We start from the raw sequence: 15,149 nt of genomic DNA, 5'->3' as shown, positions 1-15,149 counted from the left end.
CGTTAGCTGCCGCGTGATTGGGTGAGCAAGGCACGGGTCTCGTAGGACACCGGGGCGGTGAGCAAGCCGACCCACCCGTCGACGAAGTTGTGCAACTGCGCTTCGCTGATACCTTGGCTCGACCGAGCGGATTGGCCGAGCACGTTGATAATGCCGATGTAGAGCTGGAAGGTGCGTCCCCGCCGGATCCGCTCGGGCAAGTCTTGCAGCGCGGCCTCCACCAGCGCCTCCAGTTTCTCCTGCGTCCAGTCATCGTCGAGGTGATCCGGCCAGTAGTCACTGCGGGCCCGTGGATCCTCGGCGAGCCGAGCCAAAAACGGCACGAACATCTCCCCGGCCTTGATGCTGTCAGCCAGTGGCCGCACCAGCAGCCACACCACCGCTCGAGGGTCGGCTTCCTTGCCCTCTTCGCGCATCCGCTCAAGCATCTGCTGCCTGACCCTGCCGAGCGTATGCTGACGGAACGCAATCAGGGCCCGGATCAGGCCGTCTCGTGACCCGAAATGGTAGCGGATCACCGATGTGTTGGCTTGCCCGGCGGCTTCCTGGATTTCGCGCAGCGTTACCGCTTGGATACCCCGGGTGGCGAATAACCGCTCAGCCACCTCCATGAGCATCACCCGTGTCGCCTCACCCGACGCGTTACGGCGACGCATAGCCGCGGGCAGCTCGCTACCAACCATCGGCCTCCTCCTTCGGCGTCGCCGTCAGTCTCACCTGCACAGCGCGATCGCCGAAATAATAATACTAATCCATTAAAAGTACTGGACTTTCTCCCGGCGACCTGCCATCCTCGGTGTAACCCGAGCAGCGGCCTGGCTGGAGGAGCGATGACCAAGATCTGGACGAACTCCGGTGATTCGCACTTTCTGGAACCCGACGACCTGTGGCAGTCGCGGTTGCCCAAGCGTCTCGCCGAACTGACCCCGCGCGCCGAAAAGGACCCCGATGGGGAATGGGAAACCGTGCACGTCGACGGTCAGATCTTTAGGCGCAAGCTGCCGTCCTCAGCGATGGTGAAATTCGCCGAGGAGAGCATGAAGCCACAGGGCAGCCGCGACGCACGGGCCCGGCTTGCCGACCTGGACAAGGAAGGCGTTTGGGGCGAGGTGATCTTCCCCTCGCTGGGCATGTGGGCCTCAAGTTTTCGCACACCCGAATTGCTCAGGGCGTGCATGCGGGCCAGCAATGAGTGGGCGATCGACGAGATCATGTCCGTATCGGATCGCTACGTGGTGACCGCGCAGGTCTCGACATTGAACGTCGACGACGCGGTCGAGGAGCTGCAATGGGCCGCCGACCACGGATTCAAGGCGGTCTTCTTACCGACCACACCGCATCCGAGCGCCGATGACTGGCACCGTGAGAGCTGGGAACCGTTCTGGGCGGCCGCCGAAGAGGCCGGCATGGTGCTGGCCTTTCATATCGGCACCGACCCGGTGGACATGACGGTGGGTGGGGCCAGCGGCGGGTTGGGCTTGGTGTACCGGGGTCCGGGAGGCGCGGTGATGAACTACGCCGAGACCACCTTTTCCGGCCAGCGGGCGGCGATGAAGATGGTGGCCTCCGGGGCGCTGGACCGCCACCCGAACTTGAAGGTGCTGATTTCCGAAGGTGGGGCCACGTGGGTTCCGTTCCTTGGCGACCGGATGGTCGAAGGCTACCGCCAGCACCACATGGCGGTGCGCCCCAAACTAAGCCGCAGCCCCAAGGAAATCCTCTACAACCAGGTTTATGCGTCGTTCCAGCACGACGAAACCGCGGTCGCCGCCTATGAGCACATGGGATATCGCAACGTGATGTTCGGCAGTGACTACCCGCACATGGAGGGCACGTTCGGCCATACCCAGGACACCTTGAAGACGCTGTTTGACGGGGTCAGCGAGCAGACCCGGCTGCGGATCACCCAGGGAACGTTCTACGAACTGTTTCCCCACGTTCCCCCTGTCCCTGCGGAAGCCGCCTGAGCAGTGCCCGGCACCACTGGCTTGTGCGACGTCGCGATCGTCGGCATCGGTGCGACGCCGTATTACAAGCGCGGCCAGTCGCTACCCAAGACCACGCTGGAACTGGCCTGCGAAGCGATTCTGGCCGCCTGTGCAGACGCCGGGCTGTCGGTCACCGACATCGACGGCTTTGCTTACTATTCCGGCGCCGCCGCCGGTTACGCCGAGAAGATGGATACCGCCGATTTCGTTGAAACGCTCGGTATCCCCGAGATCCGGTTCACCGCGGCGCTGACGGCGGGCGGCGGCGGCTCGGCGGGCGCGATCGGTCTGGCCCGCGCGGCCATCGTCGCAGGCGACGCGTCCGTCGTCGTCACTGTGATGGCACTGCAGCAGGCCAAACAGCGTCTAGGAACGGTTTTCTCGGCGATGGAGCCCGATCCGATCAACTCGTTCCTTCAGCCGTCGGGGCTATTCGGTCCGGGCCAGCTGATGTCAGTGTTGGCGCGTCGACATATGCATCTGTACGGCACCCGCCGTGAGGCCTTCGCCGAAATCGCGATCTCGACCCGCGTCAATGCGTTGAACCGGCCAAAGGCCATTCATCGTGAGCCACTCACGCTCGAGGACTACTTCAACGCTCGGATGATCGCAGAACCGTTGTGTCTCTATGATTTCTGTCAGGAGACCGATGGTGCGGTCGCGGTGATCACCACGAGCATGGATCGCGCCCGCGACCTTCGACAGCCCCCCGTCCCCGTGGTCGCCGCTGCGCACGGCGGAGTGCGGGAATGGGGACGTGCGTTCGCATGGATGGGCATGCCCGACGAGTACTTCGCCTCGTCGGGCAACAAACCGATCGCCGACCGGCTCTACCGGCAGGCGGGAATCACCGCCGCCAACATCGACGTGGCGCTGCTTTACGACCACTTCACCCCGATGGTCCTGATGCAACTCGAAGATTACGGATTCTGCGAAAAGGGCGAGGGCGGACCGTTCGTGGAGAGCGGGGCGATCCGCTACGACGGCGGCTCCATTCCGGTCAACACGCACGGTGGCCAATTGTCGGAGGCCTACATCATCGGGATGACTCACATCATGGAAGGAGTCGAGCAGATGCGCGGCACTGCCATCAATCAGGTGAGCGGCGCAGAGCTGGCCCTGGTCACCGGCGGGCCGGCCAGTCTGCCGGTGAGCGGGTTGATTTTGGGGCGTGCCGCATGAGTGCATCTGTGGCGACGCAAGCGACCACGTTGCCCGGCGACCAAGTCCGGATCGCGATCAACAAGGACACCGAACCGTTCTGGCAGGCAGCCAAGCAACGGCGGCTGGTCGCGCCCCAGTGCGCAGACTGCGGCGCCTTCCGGCTGCCGCCCACACCGTTCTGTCCGAACTGTCAGTCCAAGGCCGTCAACTGGGTTCAGCTCAGTGGTGAGGCGACGGTGTACAGCTTCGCGGTCGTGCACGGCATTCCCGGAATGCCCGAACTCACCGTTGTGCCTGTGGTTGTCGACCTGCCCGACGCACCCGGCGCCCGCCTCGTCAGCAACGTCATCGACGTCGCGCCTTCGCAGGTCGCGATCGGAATGGCGCTGCGCGTGGACTTTTCACCCATCGCCGACGGGTGGCTGCTGCCGGTGTTCCGACCCGCCGACACCGAGGTGAGCAGTGGCTGACGACGGCAGCACCCTTCATGAGAAACCGCTCGAGTTCCTCACCAGTATCGCCGACTCCGGAGGTGACTGCGGCGGCCAAGTCGTGCGACCCGAAGACGGGCACTTTCGTGCCTGGTGCACATGCGGCAACTGGAGCGTCGAGGTCGACGACGCCGAAGAAGGCCTGCGGCTGGCACGCATCCACACCAGCCAGGCACCACACTGACAGACACTGACAAAGGGGACAGTTTCGTGGGAAACCTTGACGGCAAGGTCGCCTTCATCACCGGTGCCGCCCGAGGTCAGGGGCGCGCCCATGCCGTTCGCCTCGCCAGCGAAGGTGCGGACATCATCGCACTCGACATCTGCGCCGACATCGAGTCGATGGATTATCCCAATGCCAAGCCCGCTGAGCTCGAGGAGACGGCCGAGCTCGTCGCAGACCAAGGCCGACGCATTGTTGCCCGGCAGGCCGATGTCCGTGACGCCGACGCCGTCGACGCGGTCGTCGCCGAGGGCGTAGAGCGGTTCGGCCGCCTGGACATCGTCGTGGCCAACGCGGGGATCGTGCGACTTAGTGATGGGCCGCAGCGGCGCCAGATCTTCCGCGACATCATCGATGTCAATCTGATCGGCGTCTGGAACACCGTCGAGTCGTCCATCCCGCACCTCCTCGCGGGCGGCCGGGGCGGATCGATCGTGATTACCAGTTCCAGCGCCGGACTCAAGGCCACCGGTACCGACCGCGCGGGTGGTCAGGCCTACGCCGCTGCCAAGCGCGGCCTGGTCGGGCTCATGCAAGTGCTGGCTAATCGGTTAGGCCCGCATTCGATTCGGGTCAACACCATCCACCCCACGGGAGTGGCGACCGGCATGGTGATGAACGAGACGATGGCGAAACTGTTGGAAGCTGGCGACGAGGCGCTGTCGGCCATGCAGAACGTGCTACCGATTCAGATCCTGCAACCCGAAGAGATCGCCGAAGCCGTCGCGTGGCTGGTATCCGACGCAGGCAAGTTCATCACGGGCACCGCCTGGCCGCTTGACGCCGGTTTCTCGGTGAGGTGACGGGCAAACCCATGACCCTTTCGACGATCGACACCACCCGTCCCGAAGTCACGTTGCGGATCGGCGGTGAAAGGCGGCGCACCGCCTCCGGCGGCACTTTCGACCACATCAACCCGTGCACCGGAACACCCGACGCCACGATCCCGCTGGCGGGACCCGCGGACATCGACGAAGCCGTCACGGTGGCCCACGACGCCTACCGGACCTGGCGTCAGATCAACCCTGCCGAGCGCCGGCGTCTGTTGTTGCGGTTGGCCGATCTGATCGAGCAGCACACCGACGACTTCACCCGCCTCGGCACGTTCGACAACGGCACACCGATCGGCCTGGTGGCCGGACTGGTCGCGATGTCGGTGGAGTGGACGCGGTACTACGCGGGCTGGGCTGACAAGGTTACCGGCGAGGTGTCGGGTTCTTACCGTGCCCATAGCGAGTTCAGCTACACCTTGCGCCAGCCCTATGGCGTGATCGGCGTCATCATCACCTGGAACGGCCCGCTGATCTCGCTGGCGATGAAAGTGCCTGCCGCCCTCGCCGCCGGCAACACCGTGGTGATCAAGCCGTCCGAATTGACCCCGTTTAGCGCCACCTTGTTCGCCGACCTGGGCGCCGAGGCCGGAATACCCGACGGCGTCATCAACGTGATACCGGGCTCCGCCGAGGCGGGTGCAGCGCTCGTCGAGCATCCGTTGGTCAAGAAGGTGAGCTTCACCGGCGGCCCCGATAACGCGCGAAAGATCCTGCAGTCGTGCGCCGAACACATCAAGCCCTCCGTCATGGAGCTCGGTGGCAAGTCCGGAAACATTCTCTGCGACGACGCAAATCTCGACCTCGCTTGCAGTGTGGGCACATTGATGTCGGTCGGCATGATGAGCGGTCAGGGCTGCGCATTCCCGACCCGAATGATCGTGGCCCGCCCGCTCTATGAAGATGTGCTCGCGCGAGTTTCGGCCATCGCGTCAATGATCAAGGTCGGCGACCCCCTCGAACCCGACACCGTGGCCGGGCCGGTGGTGAATGAGGCTGCACTGCAACGGATCACCGCAATGATCGAGCGGGCCAAACAGCAGGGCGCGCGGTTGATCACCGGTGGCGAGCGCCTCGGGGGCGATCTCGCCGACGGTTACTTCCTTCAGCCCACCGTGTTCGCTGACGTCGATCCCCATTCCGAACTGGCACAAAAGGAGGTCTTCGGCCCGGTTCTGTCGGTCATTCCGTTCGACACCGAAGCGCAGGCCATCGAGATCGCCAACAGCACGCCTTACGGGCTTTCGGGGTATGTGTTCACCAATGATCTCAAGCGTGCCCACCGTATTGCCGAGGAAATGGAGACGGGCGAAGTGCTGATCAATGGTGCGGCACCGCTGAGCGTCCACCGGCCGTTCGGTGGTTTTGGGATCAGTGGAATCGGCAAGGAGGGCGGCCGGGAAGGTCTCGACGAGTTCTTGCGAACCAAGAGTGTCAGCATCGCCTGAGGCTGGCATGAACGCAACCGAATTGGGCACACCGCGCTTCGGGTTGCATCCGCTGCACGGTATCCATGAGCCCACGCAGAGCACGCCACCACGGCGCCCGGGTTCGCTGCGGCGAACTAGTTCCATCGACATAACGCGCGATCCAGGCTCGCTGGATCCGGTGTATCTAGCGGGCCGGGCGCGCGATCTGAGGACGGCGTCTGACCGGACTGTGACGGTGCTGGGCACTGCCACGCTGCACGCCGCCGCCGAGATGATCGCACGCGTCGTACAACACGTCGAAGTCGACCCGCCGGTTCCCGGTCTGCATCTGGTCGGTGCCCCGGCGATGAGTGGTTTCCGCGCCGCCGTCGACAAGGCGGCACCCGACCTTCGCCGGCACCGAGATCTACGCTACACGCTGCTCGACGACGTCCCGGTCGCCACACTGATCTCCGGGCATGCGCTGTCGGCCGCCGGCATGCTGGGCAGCGGCACGAAGTCGGGGTACCTACCCGTCGCCGACCAGTGTGCCGGCTTCGTGACCGGCGGTCTGCTGATGACGTCGTTCGAAAAGGGCGACCCCGCTGTGGTGACGGGTCCCGAAGCACCTGACATCGATGACCCCGACGACCGGTGGGCCTGGCACGACATGGCTCCGCTACCCCTGCACGGCATGCGGCGCCGACGCCGACTCGACGTGTACCCGGAGAGGAATTCTCCTGAAGTGTTGATCGACACGATGTTTCGCGATAGCTACGTGCGCGCCGACGGCGCCGAAACCATCATCCACGAATACACGATCGCAGCAGCGGTAGACACCAGCAGCGCCATCATCACCCATGCGCAGGCGGTGCCCCGGGTACTGCCCTGGCAGGAATGCCCGGGTGCCGTCGCCAGCGCGGCCCGCATCGCGGGAATGCGATTGGATGAGTTACATTTCCGGGTCCGTCAAGAACTGCAAGGCACATCGACCTGTACGCACCTCAACGACGCGTTGCGCAGCATCGCCGATGCTGCGGCGCTCATTCCTCTACTCGATACCGACTGACAGGAGGCATTACCGATGCCCGCATCGCTGACGTTCGATGTCTCCGACGCCGTCGCAAGCGGAGAGCGGCTGACCCAAGCAGCGTGGGCATTTCTGCCCGAGCGTCCCTCGGAGGCGCCGGCCATCTTGGTGTGCCTGGCGGGCGGTCTGTACGACAAACACTACTGGCACATGGAGATTCCTGGGCATCCCGGATACAGCTTCGGCGAGCACATGTCCCGTGCCGGCTACATCGTAATCGCGGTGGACCATCTGGGCGTGGGCGAAAGCACCGACCCCGTGAAATCCGGTCCGGTGGGACTGGAATTGCTCGCGACTGGTGATGCCGAGGTGGTGCGTCAGATTCGCGCAAAGAGCGCCGACGGCAGCCTGATCGGCGGCCTACCGGCGATGCAGGTGCCCATCGTCGGTGTCGGTCACTCGATGGGATCTTGCCTTATCACGATGGTCCAGGCCCGCGAAGGCGACGGTGGCTATGACGCGGTGGCACTGCTCGGTTACGGAGTGCAAATCACCAACGTCCACGAACACGATGCCGACGCTGCGGACCTCGAAGCCCGCATCCAACAGAGCCTGGAAATCGCGTACCAGGTGACCGGCGCCAAACCAGGGGACAGCCACGTCGTCGCGCCGCGCTCGTACCTGGCCGACATGTTCTACGCCGGGGAGGTCCCGCAAGAGGTCATGGACGCCGACACCGCGGTGCAAAGTAGGGTACCTCTGCGGAGCGCAGCGGAGGTCACCACCCCCGGTTTCGTCGAGCAGTACACACCGAAACTGTCGGTGCCTGTATTCCTGGCGTTCGGCGCCGCGATCGATGTGTCGCCCAACCCCTACAGCGAGCCGGCCAATTACACCGGATCGCCGGACGTCACGCTGTACCTGGTGCCGAAAGCCGGTCACTGTCACAACTTCAGCAGCCACCGCGCTATGCTGTGGGACCGCATCGCGGCGTGGGTGCCGACGGTAGTTCGATGAGCCTTTGCCGGGAAAACGGGCTGTGAGACGCCGAAGGAATAATGTGACAAGAGGATTCCGATTCGGCGTGGCCCTGGCAACACTGAGATCACGCGTTCAGTGGCGCGATGCCGTGCGCCGCGCCGAAGACCTCGGCTACGACGTACTGCACCTGCCTGATCACCTCGCGACACCCGCTCCCTTGCCTGCGCTGCTTCTCGCCGCCGAGATGACGAACATGCGGGTCAGTCCGTTCGTTCTCAATGCGGGCTTCTACAAGCCGGCATTGCTGGCCCGCGATGCCGCGGCACTCGACTTACTCACCGACCACCGCTTTGAACTCGGTTTGGGAACGGGCTACGTAAAGCACGAGTTCGAAGCCGCAGAGCTCGAATTCCCGAGCGCGCGAGATCGTGTCGACCATCTCGCGCACACCATCCGCTGTCTGCGCCAACACCTCCCGCATGTGCCCATCATGGTCGCCGGGTCGGGTGATCGAGTGTTAAGCCTTGCTGCCAAAGCGGCCGACATTGTCGCGTTGAGTGGTAGCCGCCCGAACAGCGCCGACGCTGACCCGCTTGCGGAGCTGGTCGACTTCGTTCGACAGAAGGCGTGCGAGCGCTTCGATGATTTGGAGCTGAACCTCACCATCACTGCCCTCCCCCACGACAGCAGCGGCATCCCGAAAGTCCTTCGGACGCCGGGCTTCGGGCAAAGCCTCACCGACGAGCAGATTCTCAAATCGCCGACGACGTTGACGGGAACGTCGAAAGACATGGCCAACACGCTGCGTCACTACGCCGAGAACCACAGCATCACCTACATCAGTGTCCCGCAGTTGCACATGGAGGCTTTCAGTAAGGTGATCGCCGAACTCCGCTGACGGCCGATACGACCGTGGTCTGCTGCCTGCGGAATGGCTGAACGAGGGGTGATAGATACGCGTCATCTGCACCCACTGCGCTTCGATGGGTTCGGCTGGGTCCGACATCTGCGGTCTGGAAGCACCGAAGTATCTCGGATCTCAGCGAGTCGATGGCCTTCATCCTGGCGCATCGAGCTGCACTCTCCGAGGAGTGTCCCGCGGCCCCCATGGTCGACCCCGGCGCGGCTGGTTTCGGTCTCGCCGGGAAATGCGCAAGCTGACCAACGAGTTCGATGTCATCACCCGCATTTATTGTGCGAGCAGAAGCAGTGTCATGCGTGCTTCCATCGCGGGAATACCCCGGCGCGGTTGCACGCGCAAGCAGGATCACTGGAATGACGTTGAACAACTTGCATTTCCGAGTGCGCAGGGAGCTAAACGGCATCGCTACGTGCACGCATCTGAACGAATTGCTGCGCAGTACTGCCGACGCGCAGGTGCTCGTCGATGCGCTCCGCAGTGATAGCAGCAATCAGGCTGACTGCGCGCCGCGCCGGCCGGACCATTCGGTGACCAGTGCGTCGACAGTCGTGATGCGGCCCAGCAGCGCGATTGTGTTGGCAAGCACTTGCTCGCCGTATTCGGCCGGAGTGCCGCCGACTGCGTCTCGTGGCACCACCAGATTGAATCCGGCCTGGGTGATGTCTCCCGCGGTATGTGGTAGCGCCAAATTCAGCGACACACCGGTCAGCACGACGGTGCGCACACCGAAGTTGTCCAGCAACGGCAGGAGTTCGGATCCCGCGGTGGGAAACAATCCATGGTGGCGTGGCAGCACTAGATCTGTAGGCGCCAGCAGTTCGGGAAGAACCTGCGTGGCTTGGCTTCCGGGTGCCCAGTCGGCGGTGGCCGGCCCGAGGGCACGCCAGAGACGGGCGGTGCCGACCTGCTGACCACCGAGCGCACCTTCATACGTTGCGTGCACAACGCGGATGCCCGCGCCACGGGCAGCGTCGAGCAGACGGCGCAACTTTGTGACCAGATCACCGGCGTCGGTGGCCAGCTGAGGAAGCACCGAAGCAGGCCCAAGGACGCCGTTTTGGCATTCGACGCACACCACGGCGACGGCGGAGAAATCGTCTGAAATCACGTTCGATGGTGACATCATCGCTCCTTGCCTGAATCCACCAGTCTGCTAATCAGCTCGGCCAATGCCGCCACAACCATGTCTTCTGACATCGCCGAGATCTCGTCGTGCTGTGCCATCAACCAGGAGCGCTCCAGCATCGCCATAGTTGCCAGACCGACCGCAGCTGGATCCACTTCAGGCGGAATCGCCGATAGCTTGACGATGCGATCACCCAACGCTTGAGCGGTGCGACGGTATGAGCGGGCCAGCGCCGACCGGAACCTGCGATCGTCGGGCGAGTCCTCAGCCGAGCGAATCACAAAGGCGCCATTGCGATCGAGATAGGCAAAGTAGCGGCCGACCCAATCACGGATCGCGTCTTTACGTGGCGTGTCACCCAACTCACCGAACGACTCCGCCACGTCGAGGGCTTCGCGATAGGTTGCCGTGCCCAGTTCAATGAACAACGCCCTCTTGTCGCGGAAGTAGTAATAGAAGTTGGCGCGGGTCACCTGCGCCAAATCGGTGATGTCTTGAATGGTTACCCCGGAGAACCCCTTGCGCGCGAAAGCGATTCGCGCACCGTCGAGGATAGCCTGGCGAGTCCGGTCTGATTTGCGAAGCTTCGCGCCCGGCGCGGAGGCATTAGGCGCCATGGGCGACCGTCAGCTGAGGCGGGTCATCGGACTCCGGGTAGAACCCTCGGGCCCATGCACGAAGGCGCTTGAAGCCCGCCGCCTCAGAAGTCGCAAGTCCCGGCGGATCCATGTAGCATTGGTGATCCCAGATCTGGATATCTTGTGGCAGTGCCTGCTTGGCCACAGCGAGGCGCTGAGGGAAATCGCCAGACTCGTCATCGATCCAATATCCGGCGAAGATATCCGACGTGGTGTCGTCAACCGGGGTGGCACAGATCGAGATCACCCGAACTCCTTCGCGGGTATGTTCGCCGTTGAAGCTCACTCCGAGACCGCACCAGTAGATTTCGATGGTGTTCAAGGTGTCCCCGGGACGATCGACACCGTCGAGCCAGCGCCTCCCGAAACCGACTTTCGCCGACCACGTCGTGTCGTCGGTATACTCCCGCAGCACTGCCGGGCTGATCGGTGTGCGGTGAACAAACCGGAAATGGTGTGGGTCAACGGCATTCTCGGCAATAGTTTGGGGATGCACGGACACTCGCTCGAACCGTGTCCGGCAGTCAGGGCCGAACGGGTAGTAGCTGCGGGACGCGATATGCTGCCCGAGCACCTCGAAGCGATCGGGCACCTGCCACAGCGGTTCCCTACCCGCGGTGTCGTGCCAGATATAAATAGCTTCGTTGCGTTCGGTGACCGGATAGGAACGGATCCGCCGACCTTTGTTCGGCCGATCCTGGTAGGGGATACGGACGTTGCGTCCTTCCCCGTTCCACACCCACCCGTGGAACGGGCACTGAATACCGTCGTCGACGACGCATCCCCCGTAGGCGAGGTTCGCGCCGAGATGCCGGCAGTGTGCATCGAGGACACGAACCTTGCCTTCGTGACCCCGGAACGCGACCAAGTCGCGGCCGAAATAATGCAACGGCGCGACCTGCCCAACCCCGACATCAGCGCTCCAAGCGACCTGAAACCATCCCGTCGGCTGCATGCTCGGCAGCGGCGTCATCCGATCACCCTCCTGGCGCCGATTGCTCGTCGACTACCTCCGACGATAGCACTGTTTTGACAATGTTGTCAAAAAATAGCTTGCGCTCAGCGGGTACCGGAATTTGGTGGTGCCCAATTACCAAGGGGCTGGGGCAAAATTCGCCGTGGCGCGGGCACTTCGTCCCCTTCCAATCGCTTGGACGCGTGGCCGCGCACCGGCTGGCTCGGCGCTGACGGCGGCCGTCACGGTGGTGCGCTAGTGTTAACATCGCTTACTAGGTTATCCACCTATGCGCCGTTGGGATAAGAGCATGAAATGGGGACTCCCCTGGCCGGGCAAGGAATGCGCGGCACAAGCTGAAGACGCTGGTGCCAGCGCATTCTGTGCGGGCGAATTCAGCGATCACAACGCCTATGTGACCAGCGCCGAGATGGCGCTCGCCACATCGAAGGCGATGATCGGCCCCGGTATCGCGTACGCATTTGCGCGGTCTCCGTTCGTGCATGCCGCATCGGCCCGCCATCTGAGCAAGCATGCTCCCGGTCGGGTGTTTCTCGGGCTGGGTGCCGGCACACTACGAATGAACCGGGACTGGTTTGGCGTCGACGCGTCGCATCCTGCTCCGCGGATGGCGGAGCTGATCACGGTGATCAGGGCATACTTGCATGCCGAAAACGGCGAACGCATCCGCCACAGCGGGAAGTTCTACGACATTGACGCCGACATCCGAGCCCCGGTCCATGGGCGGCTCGAGGTGCCGATCCTGGTGGGGGCGTTCAATAAAGCCATGCTGCGCACTGTAGGCAGCTGCGCCGATGGTGTGTTGGGCCACGGCTTGTTCACCGATCGCTGGTGGGACGAGGTGGTCGATCCGCAACTCGCGGGCGGCGCCCAATCGGCTGGCCGAGACCCTTCCTCGCTGCGCCGTTGGGGTTGGCTGATCACAGCGATAGACGATGGCGACCCGCAACGCGCGATCCGCGAGGCGCGCCTGCAGGTTGCGTTTTACCTCACGGTGCGCACGTACGACACGCTCGTCGAGCTACATGGCTGGCATGACCAGGTTGACGCCATTCGCGCAGCGTTTCGATCTCGTCGTCCCGACACCATCGCTGAGTACGTCACTGACGACATGCTCTGGGCCATCGCGATCTGTGGCGATACCGAACAGGCCCGCACAATGCTCAAGACCCGCGCGCGGCTTCCGGACACTGCCTTCCTGTCACCACCGAGCTTCCTGGTGGGGCAGCGGCGACGATCACACTACGATGCCGCCGCAACACGGTTCGCTGCGGAGCTGAACTGATTACCCGCGGGCTTTAACGACAACGATACCGGCACGTGGTTTACTCAGTTATATAACTGCCACGAGCAGAGCGGGAGGTATCACGTGGCTCGACCTGAAACACTTGCGCTAGCGGTGTCGCCGGAGAGGGCGTTTGGCGCTGTGCGGTCGCCGAAAACGGCTGAGGTCGTTGCTCGCAGGCTACGCAAGATGGTCGTTGACGGCCAGCTGGCCGATGGTGACTTCCTGCCACACGAGGCAGAGCTCATGGCGCATTTCCGGGTGAGCCGGCCGACCCTGCGGGAGGCTGTACGAATTCTCGAATCCGAGCGGCTGATTGAGGTTCGGCGCGGGTCGCGAACGGGTGCCCGGGTGCGCATACCAGGTCCGGAGATCGTCGCCCGCCCGGCCGGTCTGCTGCTTGAACTGTCCGGCGCCACGCTGGCCGATGTAATGACCGCGCGTATCGCGATCGAACCCGCCGCGGCCAAGCTTCTCGCGGAGACCGGCACCCAAGATGCGCACGACGAGCTTGCGAGCATTGTCAACAACATCCCAGCCGCTTGGGAAGCGGGCGAATTGGCACGCGCATCGGCGAACCTGCACCGCAGAATGGTCGAGCTGTCCGGGAACACAACCCTCGCCATCATTGCCGGCATGCTCCACGAAATCTCTGAGCGCCACACGGCAGCAGCGGTCGTCGGCGTCGACAACATGGTCCCCAAAGCCGAGTACACCAAGCTCTTGCGGTCTTACCGGCGTCTTGTCGATCTGGTCGCAGCCCGTGACGGTGAACGAGCAGAGGCGCATTGGCGCCGACACATGCAGAACGCGGCTGCTGCCCTTCTGCGGGGCTATGAGAAAACCAAGGTACGCGACATCATGGACTGAGCGGCGCGCACCCGCGACACCATCCGGAACCCGAAACCGCTGTCGCGCGGTAGGATTCAGGGATGATCCCGCGGTTATCGGTAGCGCTTTCGGCAGCGGCGGTAATGGGTCTCATTGGCGTCGGACCTGGGGGACTCGCGCGTGGGGCGCCGTCTGGCGACGAGGGGACCGGCCAGTGCTCCTTTTCGCTCACCCCGCCCAAAGTCGTGCAGGTCTCCGGCGCGAGCATGGTATTGGCCACCATGCGGCCAGGGCCGTGCACGATCCATGCACAAGCCACCATGTCGGAGGTCTGTTTGTCGATACAGGGCGAAGATTCGGCCGGGCAGTGCACCTCGAGGAACGGTAAGGAGCCGGTACTCGCGTACTACCCTTACCGGCCCGGTTCGACCTACGTGGTGAAGGGTCTCGGATGCGCCAGTAGCATCGATCCGCCGTACACGATGTGCCAGGACTTCGGCCCATCGCGAGCCAATCTATGAGCCCGGTGCCGCGTCATCTGGTTCACCGCTTCTAAATCGGGTCGAACCCGGAAATCAACCAGCGATCGCCAACCTTATCCAAAGTGACGCGCACGGTGGATGCGGTGTCGGTGGGCGCATCCTTGCCGACGGTGACGGTCTGGTTGACGAACACCAAGGTCACCGCGTGGTTCGGTGTCGCCGACACCGAGGCGGCAGCGGGAACGGTGGCGATCGCCGAGATGTGGTCCTTCTTAGCGCCGGGGATCACCACGTCGTGGACCAACTGTGTATAAGAGTCCTTGAACTTGCCGGTCAGCCGGTCGCGGGCGGCCCCGAGATCTTTCTCCACAGAGTCAGGCTGGTAGGACAGCAGCGCAACGGTGGATTCTTTTGCGGCCGCAACCGAGTTGATTTCGGCGACTCCGGAGCTTCGAGTCCACGCGTCTTGCCACTTCAGAAAGCCGACGGCCGCCCCAATAAGCAATGCCACGACCGGCAGTACCCCAAACGCCACCACCCGCGACCACTTGATCCGGCGCCAAAGCGGGAGAGACTTGGCGTTTTTCGCCTGCTCGGCCTTAGCGTCGTCGCCGGAAACATCCTTTGGTTCAGCGGTCGCCTCAGTTTCGCTCGTATCGTGGGCGGCGACAGTGTCGCCGAGTTGACCATCCTCGGGAGCGGCCCGCTGGGTCGTGTCCTCGGCGATCTCGGTTGACGCCCGATCGTCCGCAGAATCAATCTCTACCCCCACT

At 63.5% G+C, this 15,149-nt stretch carries 16 protein-coding genes and 1 pseudogene; 12 read left to right on the top strand and 5 right to left on the bottom strand.

The genetic code is table 11. The annotated features are described in order from the left end of the window. Positions 1-2: 2 nt before the first annotated feature. Complete coding sequence (locus tag MHEC_RS03360; RefSeq protein ID WP_048889778.1) at positions 3-683, bottom strand: TetR/AcrR family transcriptional regulator; 681 nt, start codon at positions 681-683, stop codon at positions 3-5. A 147-nt stretch (positions 684-830) separates the two neighbouring features. Here MHEC_RS03360 and MHEC_RS03355 point away from each other — a divergent pair, with 147 nt between their 5' ends. The 10 genes and pseudogenes from MHEC_RS03355 to MHEC_RS23915 form a co-directional block, all read left to right on the top strand. After that, positions 831-1,967, top strand: a complete 1,137-nt coding sequence (locus MHEC_RS03355) for an amidohydrolase family protein (protein ID WP_048889777.1) — start codon at positions 831-833, stop codon at positions 1,965-1,967. Between the two features lie 3 nt (positions 1,968-1,970). After that, positions 1,971-3,170: a thiolase C-terminal domain-containing protein gene (locus MHEC_RS03350; protein ID WP_048889776.1), complete on the top strand. Its 1,200-nt coding sequence runs from the start codon at positions 1,971-1,973 to the stop codon at positions 3,168-3,170. Further along, positions 3,167-3,622, top strand: coding sequence for a Zn-ribbon domain-containing OB-fold protein (locus tag MHEC_RS03345; RefSeq protein ID WP_048889775.1), 456 nt, complete (start codon positions 3,167-3,169; stop codon positions 3,620-3,622). The genes MHEC_RS03350 and MHEC_RS03345 overlap by 4 nt, the downstream gene beginning before the upstream one ends. Continuing rightward, positions 3,615-3,827 carry a hypothetical protein gene (locus tag MHEC_RS03340; protein WP_048889774.1) on the top strand — a complete coding sequence of 71 codons (213 nt, stop codon included), beginning with the start codon at positions 3,615-3,617 and terminating at the stop codon, positions 3,825-3,827. Before MHEC_RS03345 ends, MHEC_RS03340 begins: the two co-directional genes overlap by 8 nt. Before the next feature lie 26 nt (positions 3,828-3,853). Beyond that, positions 3,854-4,669, top strand: a complete 816-nt coding sequence (locus MHEC_RS03335; protein ID WP_048889773.1) for a mycofactocin-coupled SDR family oxidoreductase — start codon at positions 3,854-3,856, stop codon at positions 4,667-4,669. A gap of 11 nt (positions 4,670-4,680) precedes the next feature. Continuing rightward, positions 4,681-6,144: an aldehyde dehydrogenase family protein gene (locus MHEC_RS03330; RefSeq protein ID WP_048889772.1), complete on the top strand. Its 1,464-nt coding sequence runs from the start codon at positions 4,681-4,683 to the stop codon at positions 6,142-6,144. A 7-nt stretch (positions 6,145-6,151) separates the two neighbouring features. After that, positions 6,152-7,174 (top strand): DUF2889 domain-containing protein, encoded by a 1,023-nt coding sequence (locus MHEC_RS03325; protein WP_099868906.1) that lies wholly within the window; start codon positions 6,152-6,154, stop codon positions 7,172-7,174. Between the two features lie 15 nt (positions 7,175-7,189). Beyond that, entirely contained in the window at positions 7,190-8,152 is a 963-nt protein-coding gene (locus MHEC_RS03320; protein WP_048889771.1) for an alpha/beta hydrolase, read from the top strand. A 22-nt stretch (positions 8,153-8,174) separates the two neighbouring features. Beyond that, positions 8,175-9,014, top strand: a complete 840-nt coding sequence (locus MHEC_RS03315; RefSeq protein ID WP_330849077.1) for a TIGR03621 family F420-dependent LLM class oxidoreductase — start codon at positions 8,175-8,177, stop codon at positions 9,012-9,014. A gap of 275 nt (positions 9,015-9,289) precedes the next feature. After that, positions 9,290-9,481, top strand: a pseudogene (locus MHEC_RS23915) (DUF2889 domain-containing protein); the annotation flags it as partial. Between the two features lie 47 nt (positions 9,482-9,528). On the opposite strand, the gene MHEC_RS03305 reads toward MHEC_RS23915, so the two are convergent. The 3 genes from MHEC_RS03305 to MHEC_RS03295 are packed head-to-tail and all read right to left on the bottom strand — an operon-like array spanning position 9,529 to position 11,775. Beyond that, the gene (locus MHEC_RS03305; RefSeq protein WP_048889906.1) at positions 9,529-10,161 is read right to left on the bottom strand and encodes a cysteine hydrolase family protein; all 633 of its coding nucleotides are present in this window, start codon (positions 10,159-10,161) and stop codon (positions 9,529-9,531) included. Next, positions 10,161-10,781: a TetR/AcrR family transcriptional regulator gene (locus MHEC_RS03300; protein ID WP_048889769.1), complete on the bottom strand. Its 621-nt coding sequence runs from the start codon at positions 10,779-10,781 to the stop codon at positions 10,161-10,163. Before MHEC_RS03300 ends, MHEC_RS03305 begins: the two co-directional genes overlap by 1 nt. Next, positions 10,771-11,775 (bottom strand): Rieske 2Fe-2S domain-containing protein, encoded by a 1,005-nt coding sequence (locus MHEC_RS03295; protein ID WP_048889768.1) that lies wholly within the window; start codon positions 11,773-11,775, stop codon positions 10,771-10,773. Before MHEC_RS03295 ends, MHEC_RS03300 begins: the two co-directional genes overlap by 11 nt. A 292-nt stretch (positions 11,776-12,067) precedes the next feature. Here MHEC_RS03295 and MHEC_RS03290 point away from each other — a divergent pair, with 292 nt between their 5' ends. Continuing rightward, the gene (locus tag MHEC_RS03290; RefSeq protein WP_048889767.1) at positions 12,068-13,063 is read left to right on the top strand and encodes an LLM class flavin-dependent oxidoreductase; all 996 of its coding nucleotides are present in this window, start codon (positions 12,068-12,070) and stop codon (positions 13,061-13,063) included. 84 nt (positions 13,064-13,147) lie between these two features. Beyond that, complete coding sequence (locus MHEC_RS03285; protein WP_048889766.1) at positions 13,148-13,933, top strand: FadR/GntR family transcriptional regulator; 786 nt, start codon at positions 13,148-13,150, stop codon at positions 13,931-13,933. A gap of 513 nt (positions 13,934-14,446) precedes the next feature. Here the strand turns inward: MHEC_RS03285 and MHEC_RS03280 are convergent. Then, positions 14,447-15,148, bottom strand: coding sequence for a hypothetical protein (locus MHEC_RS03280; RefSeq protein ID WP_048889905.1), 702 nt, complete (start codon positions 15,146-15,148; stop codon positions 14,447-14,449). Position 15,149 lies beyond the last annotated feature (1 nt).

This window comes from Mycobacterium heckeshornense (assembly GCF_016592155.1).
Taxonomy (GTDB): Bacteria; Actinomycetota; Actinomycetes; order Mycobacteriales; family Mycobacteriaceae; genus Mycobacterium; species Mycobacterium heckeshornense.
The sequence above is the reverse complement of the archived record's forward strand: the minus strand, read 5'-3'. Positions and strand labels throughout refer to the sequence as shown.

Bases quoted from the DNA above. Each gene is read 5' to 3' on its own strand.
- MHEC_RS03290 (WP_048889767.1), top strand. From the start codon at position 12,068: ATGAAATGGGGACTCCCCTGGCCGGGCAAGGAATGCGCGGCACAAGCT.
- MHEC_RS03345 (WP_048889775.1), top strand. From the start codon at position 3,167: ATGAGTGCATCTGTGGCGACGCAAGCGACCACGTTGCCCGGCGACCAA.
- MHEC_RS03295 (WP_048889768.1), bottom strand. From the start codon at position 11,775: ATGACGCCGCTGCCGAGCATGCAGCCGACGGGATGGTTTCAGGTCGCT.
- MHEC_RS03355 (WP_048889777.1), top strand. From the start codon at position 831: ATGACCAAGATCTGGACGAACTCCGGTGATTCGCACTTTCTGGAACCC.
- MHEC_RS03330 (WP_048889772.1), top strand. From the start codon at position 4,681: ATGACCCTTTCGACGATCGACACCACCCGTCCCGAAGTCACGTTGCGG.
- MHEC_RS03300 (WP_048889769.1), bottom strand. From the start codon at position 10,781: ATGGCGCCTAATGCCTCCGCGCCGGGCGCGAAGCTTCGCAAATCAGAC.
- MHEC_RS03325 (WP_099868906.1), top strand. From the start codon at position 6,152: ATGAACGCAACCGAATTGGGCACACCGCGCTTCGGGTTGCATCCGCTG.
- MHEC_RS03305 (WP_048889906.1), bottom strand. From the start codon at position 10,161: ATGTCACCATCGAACGTGATTTCAGACGATTTCTCCGCCGTCGCCGTG.
- MHEC_RS03360 (WP_048889778.1), bottom strand. From the start codon at position 683: ATGGTTGGTAGCGAGCTGCCCGCGGCTATGCGTCGCCGTAACGCGTCG.
- MHEC_RS03320 (WP_048889771.1), top strand. From the start codon at position 7,190: ATGCCCGCATCGCTGACGTTCGATGTCTCCGACGCCGTCGCAAGCGGA.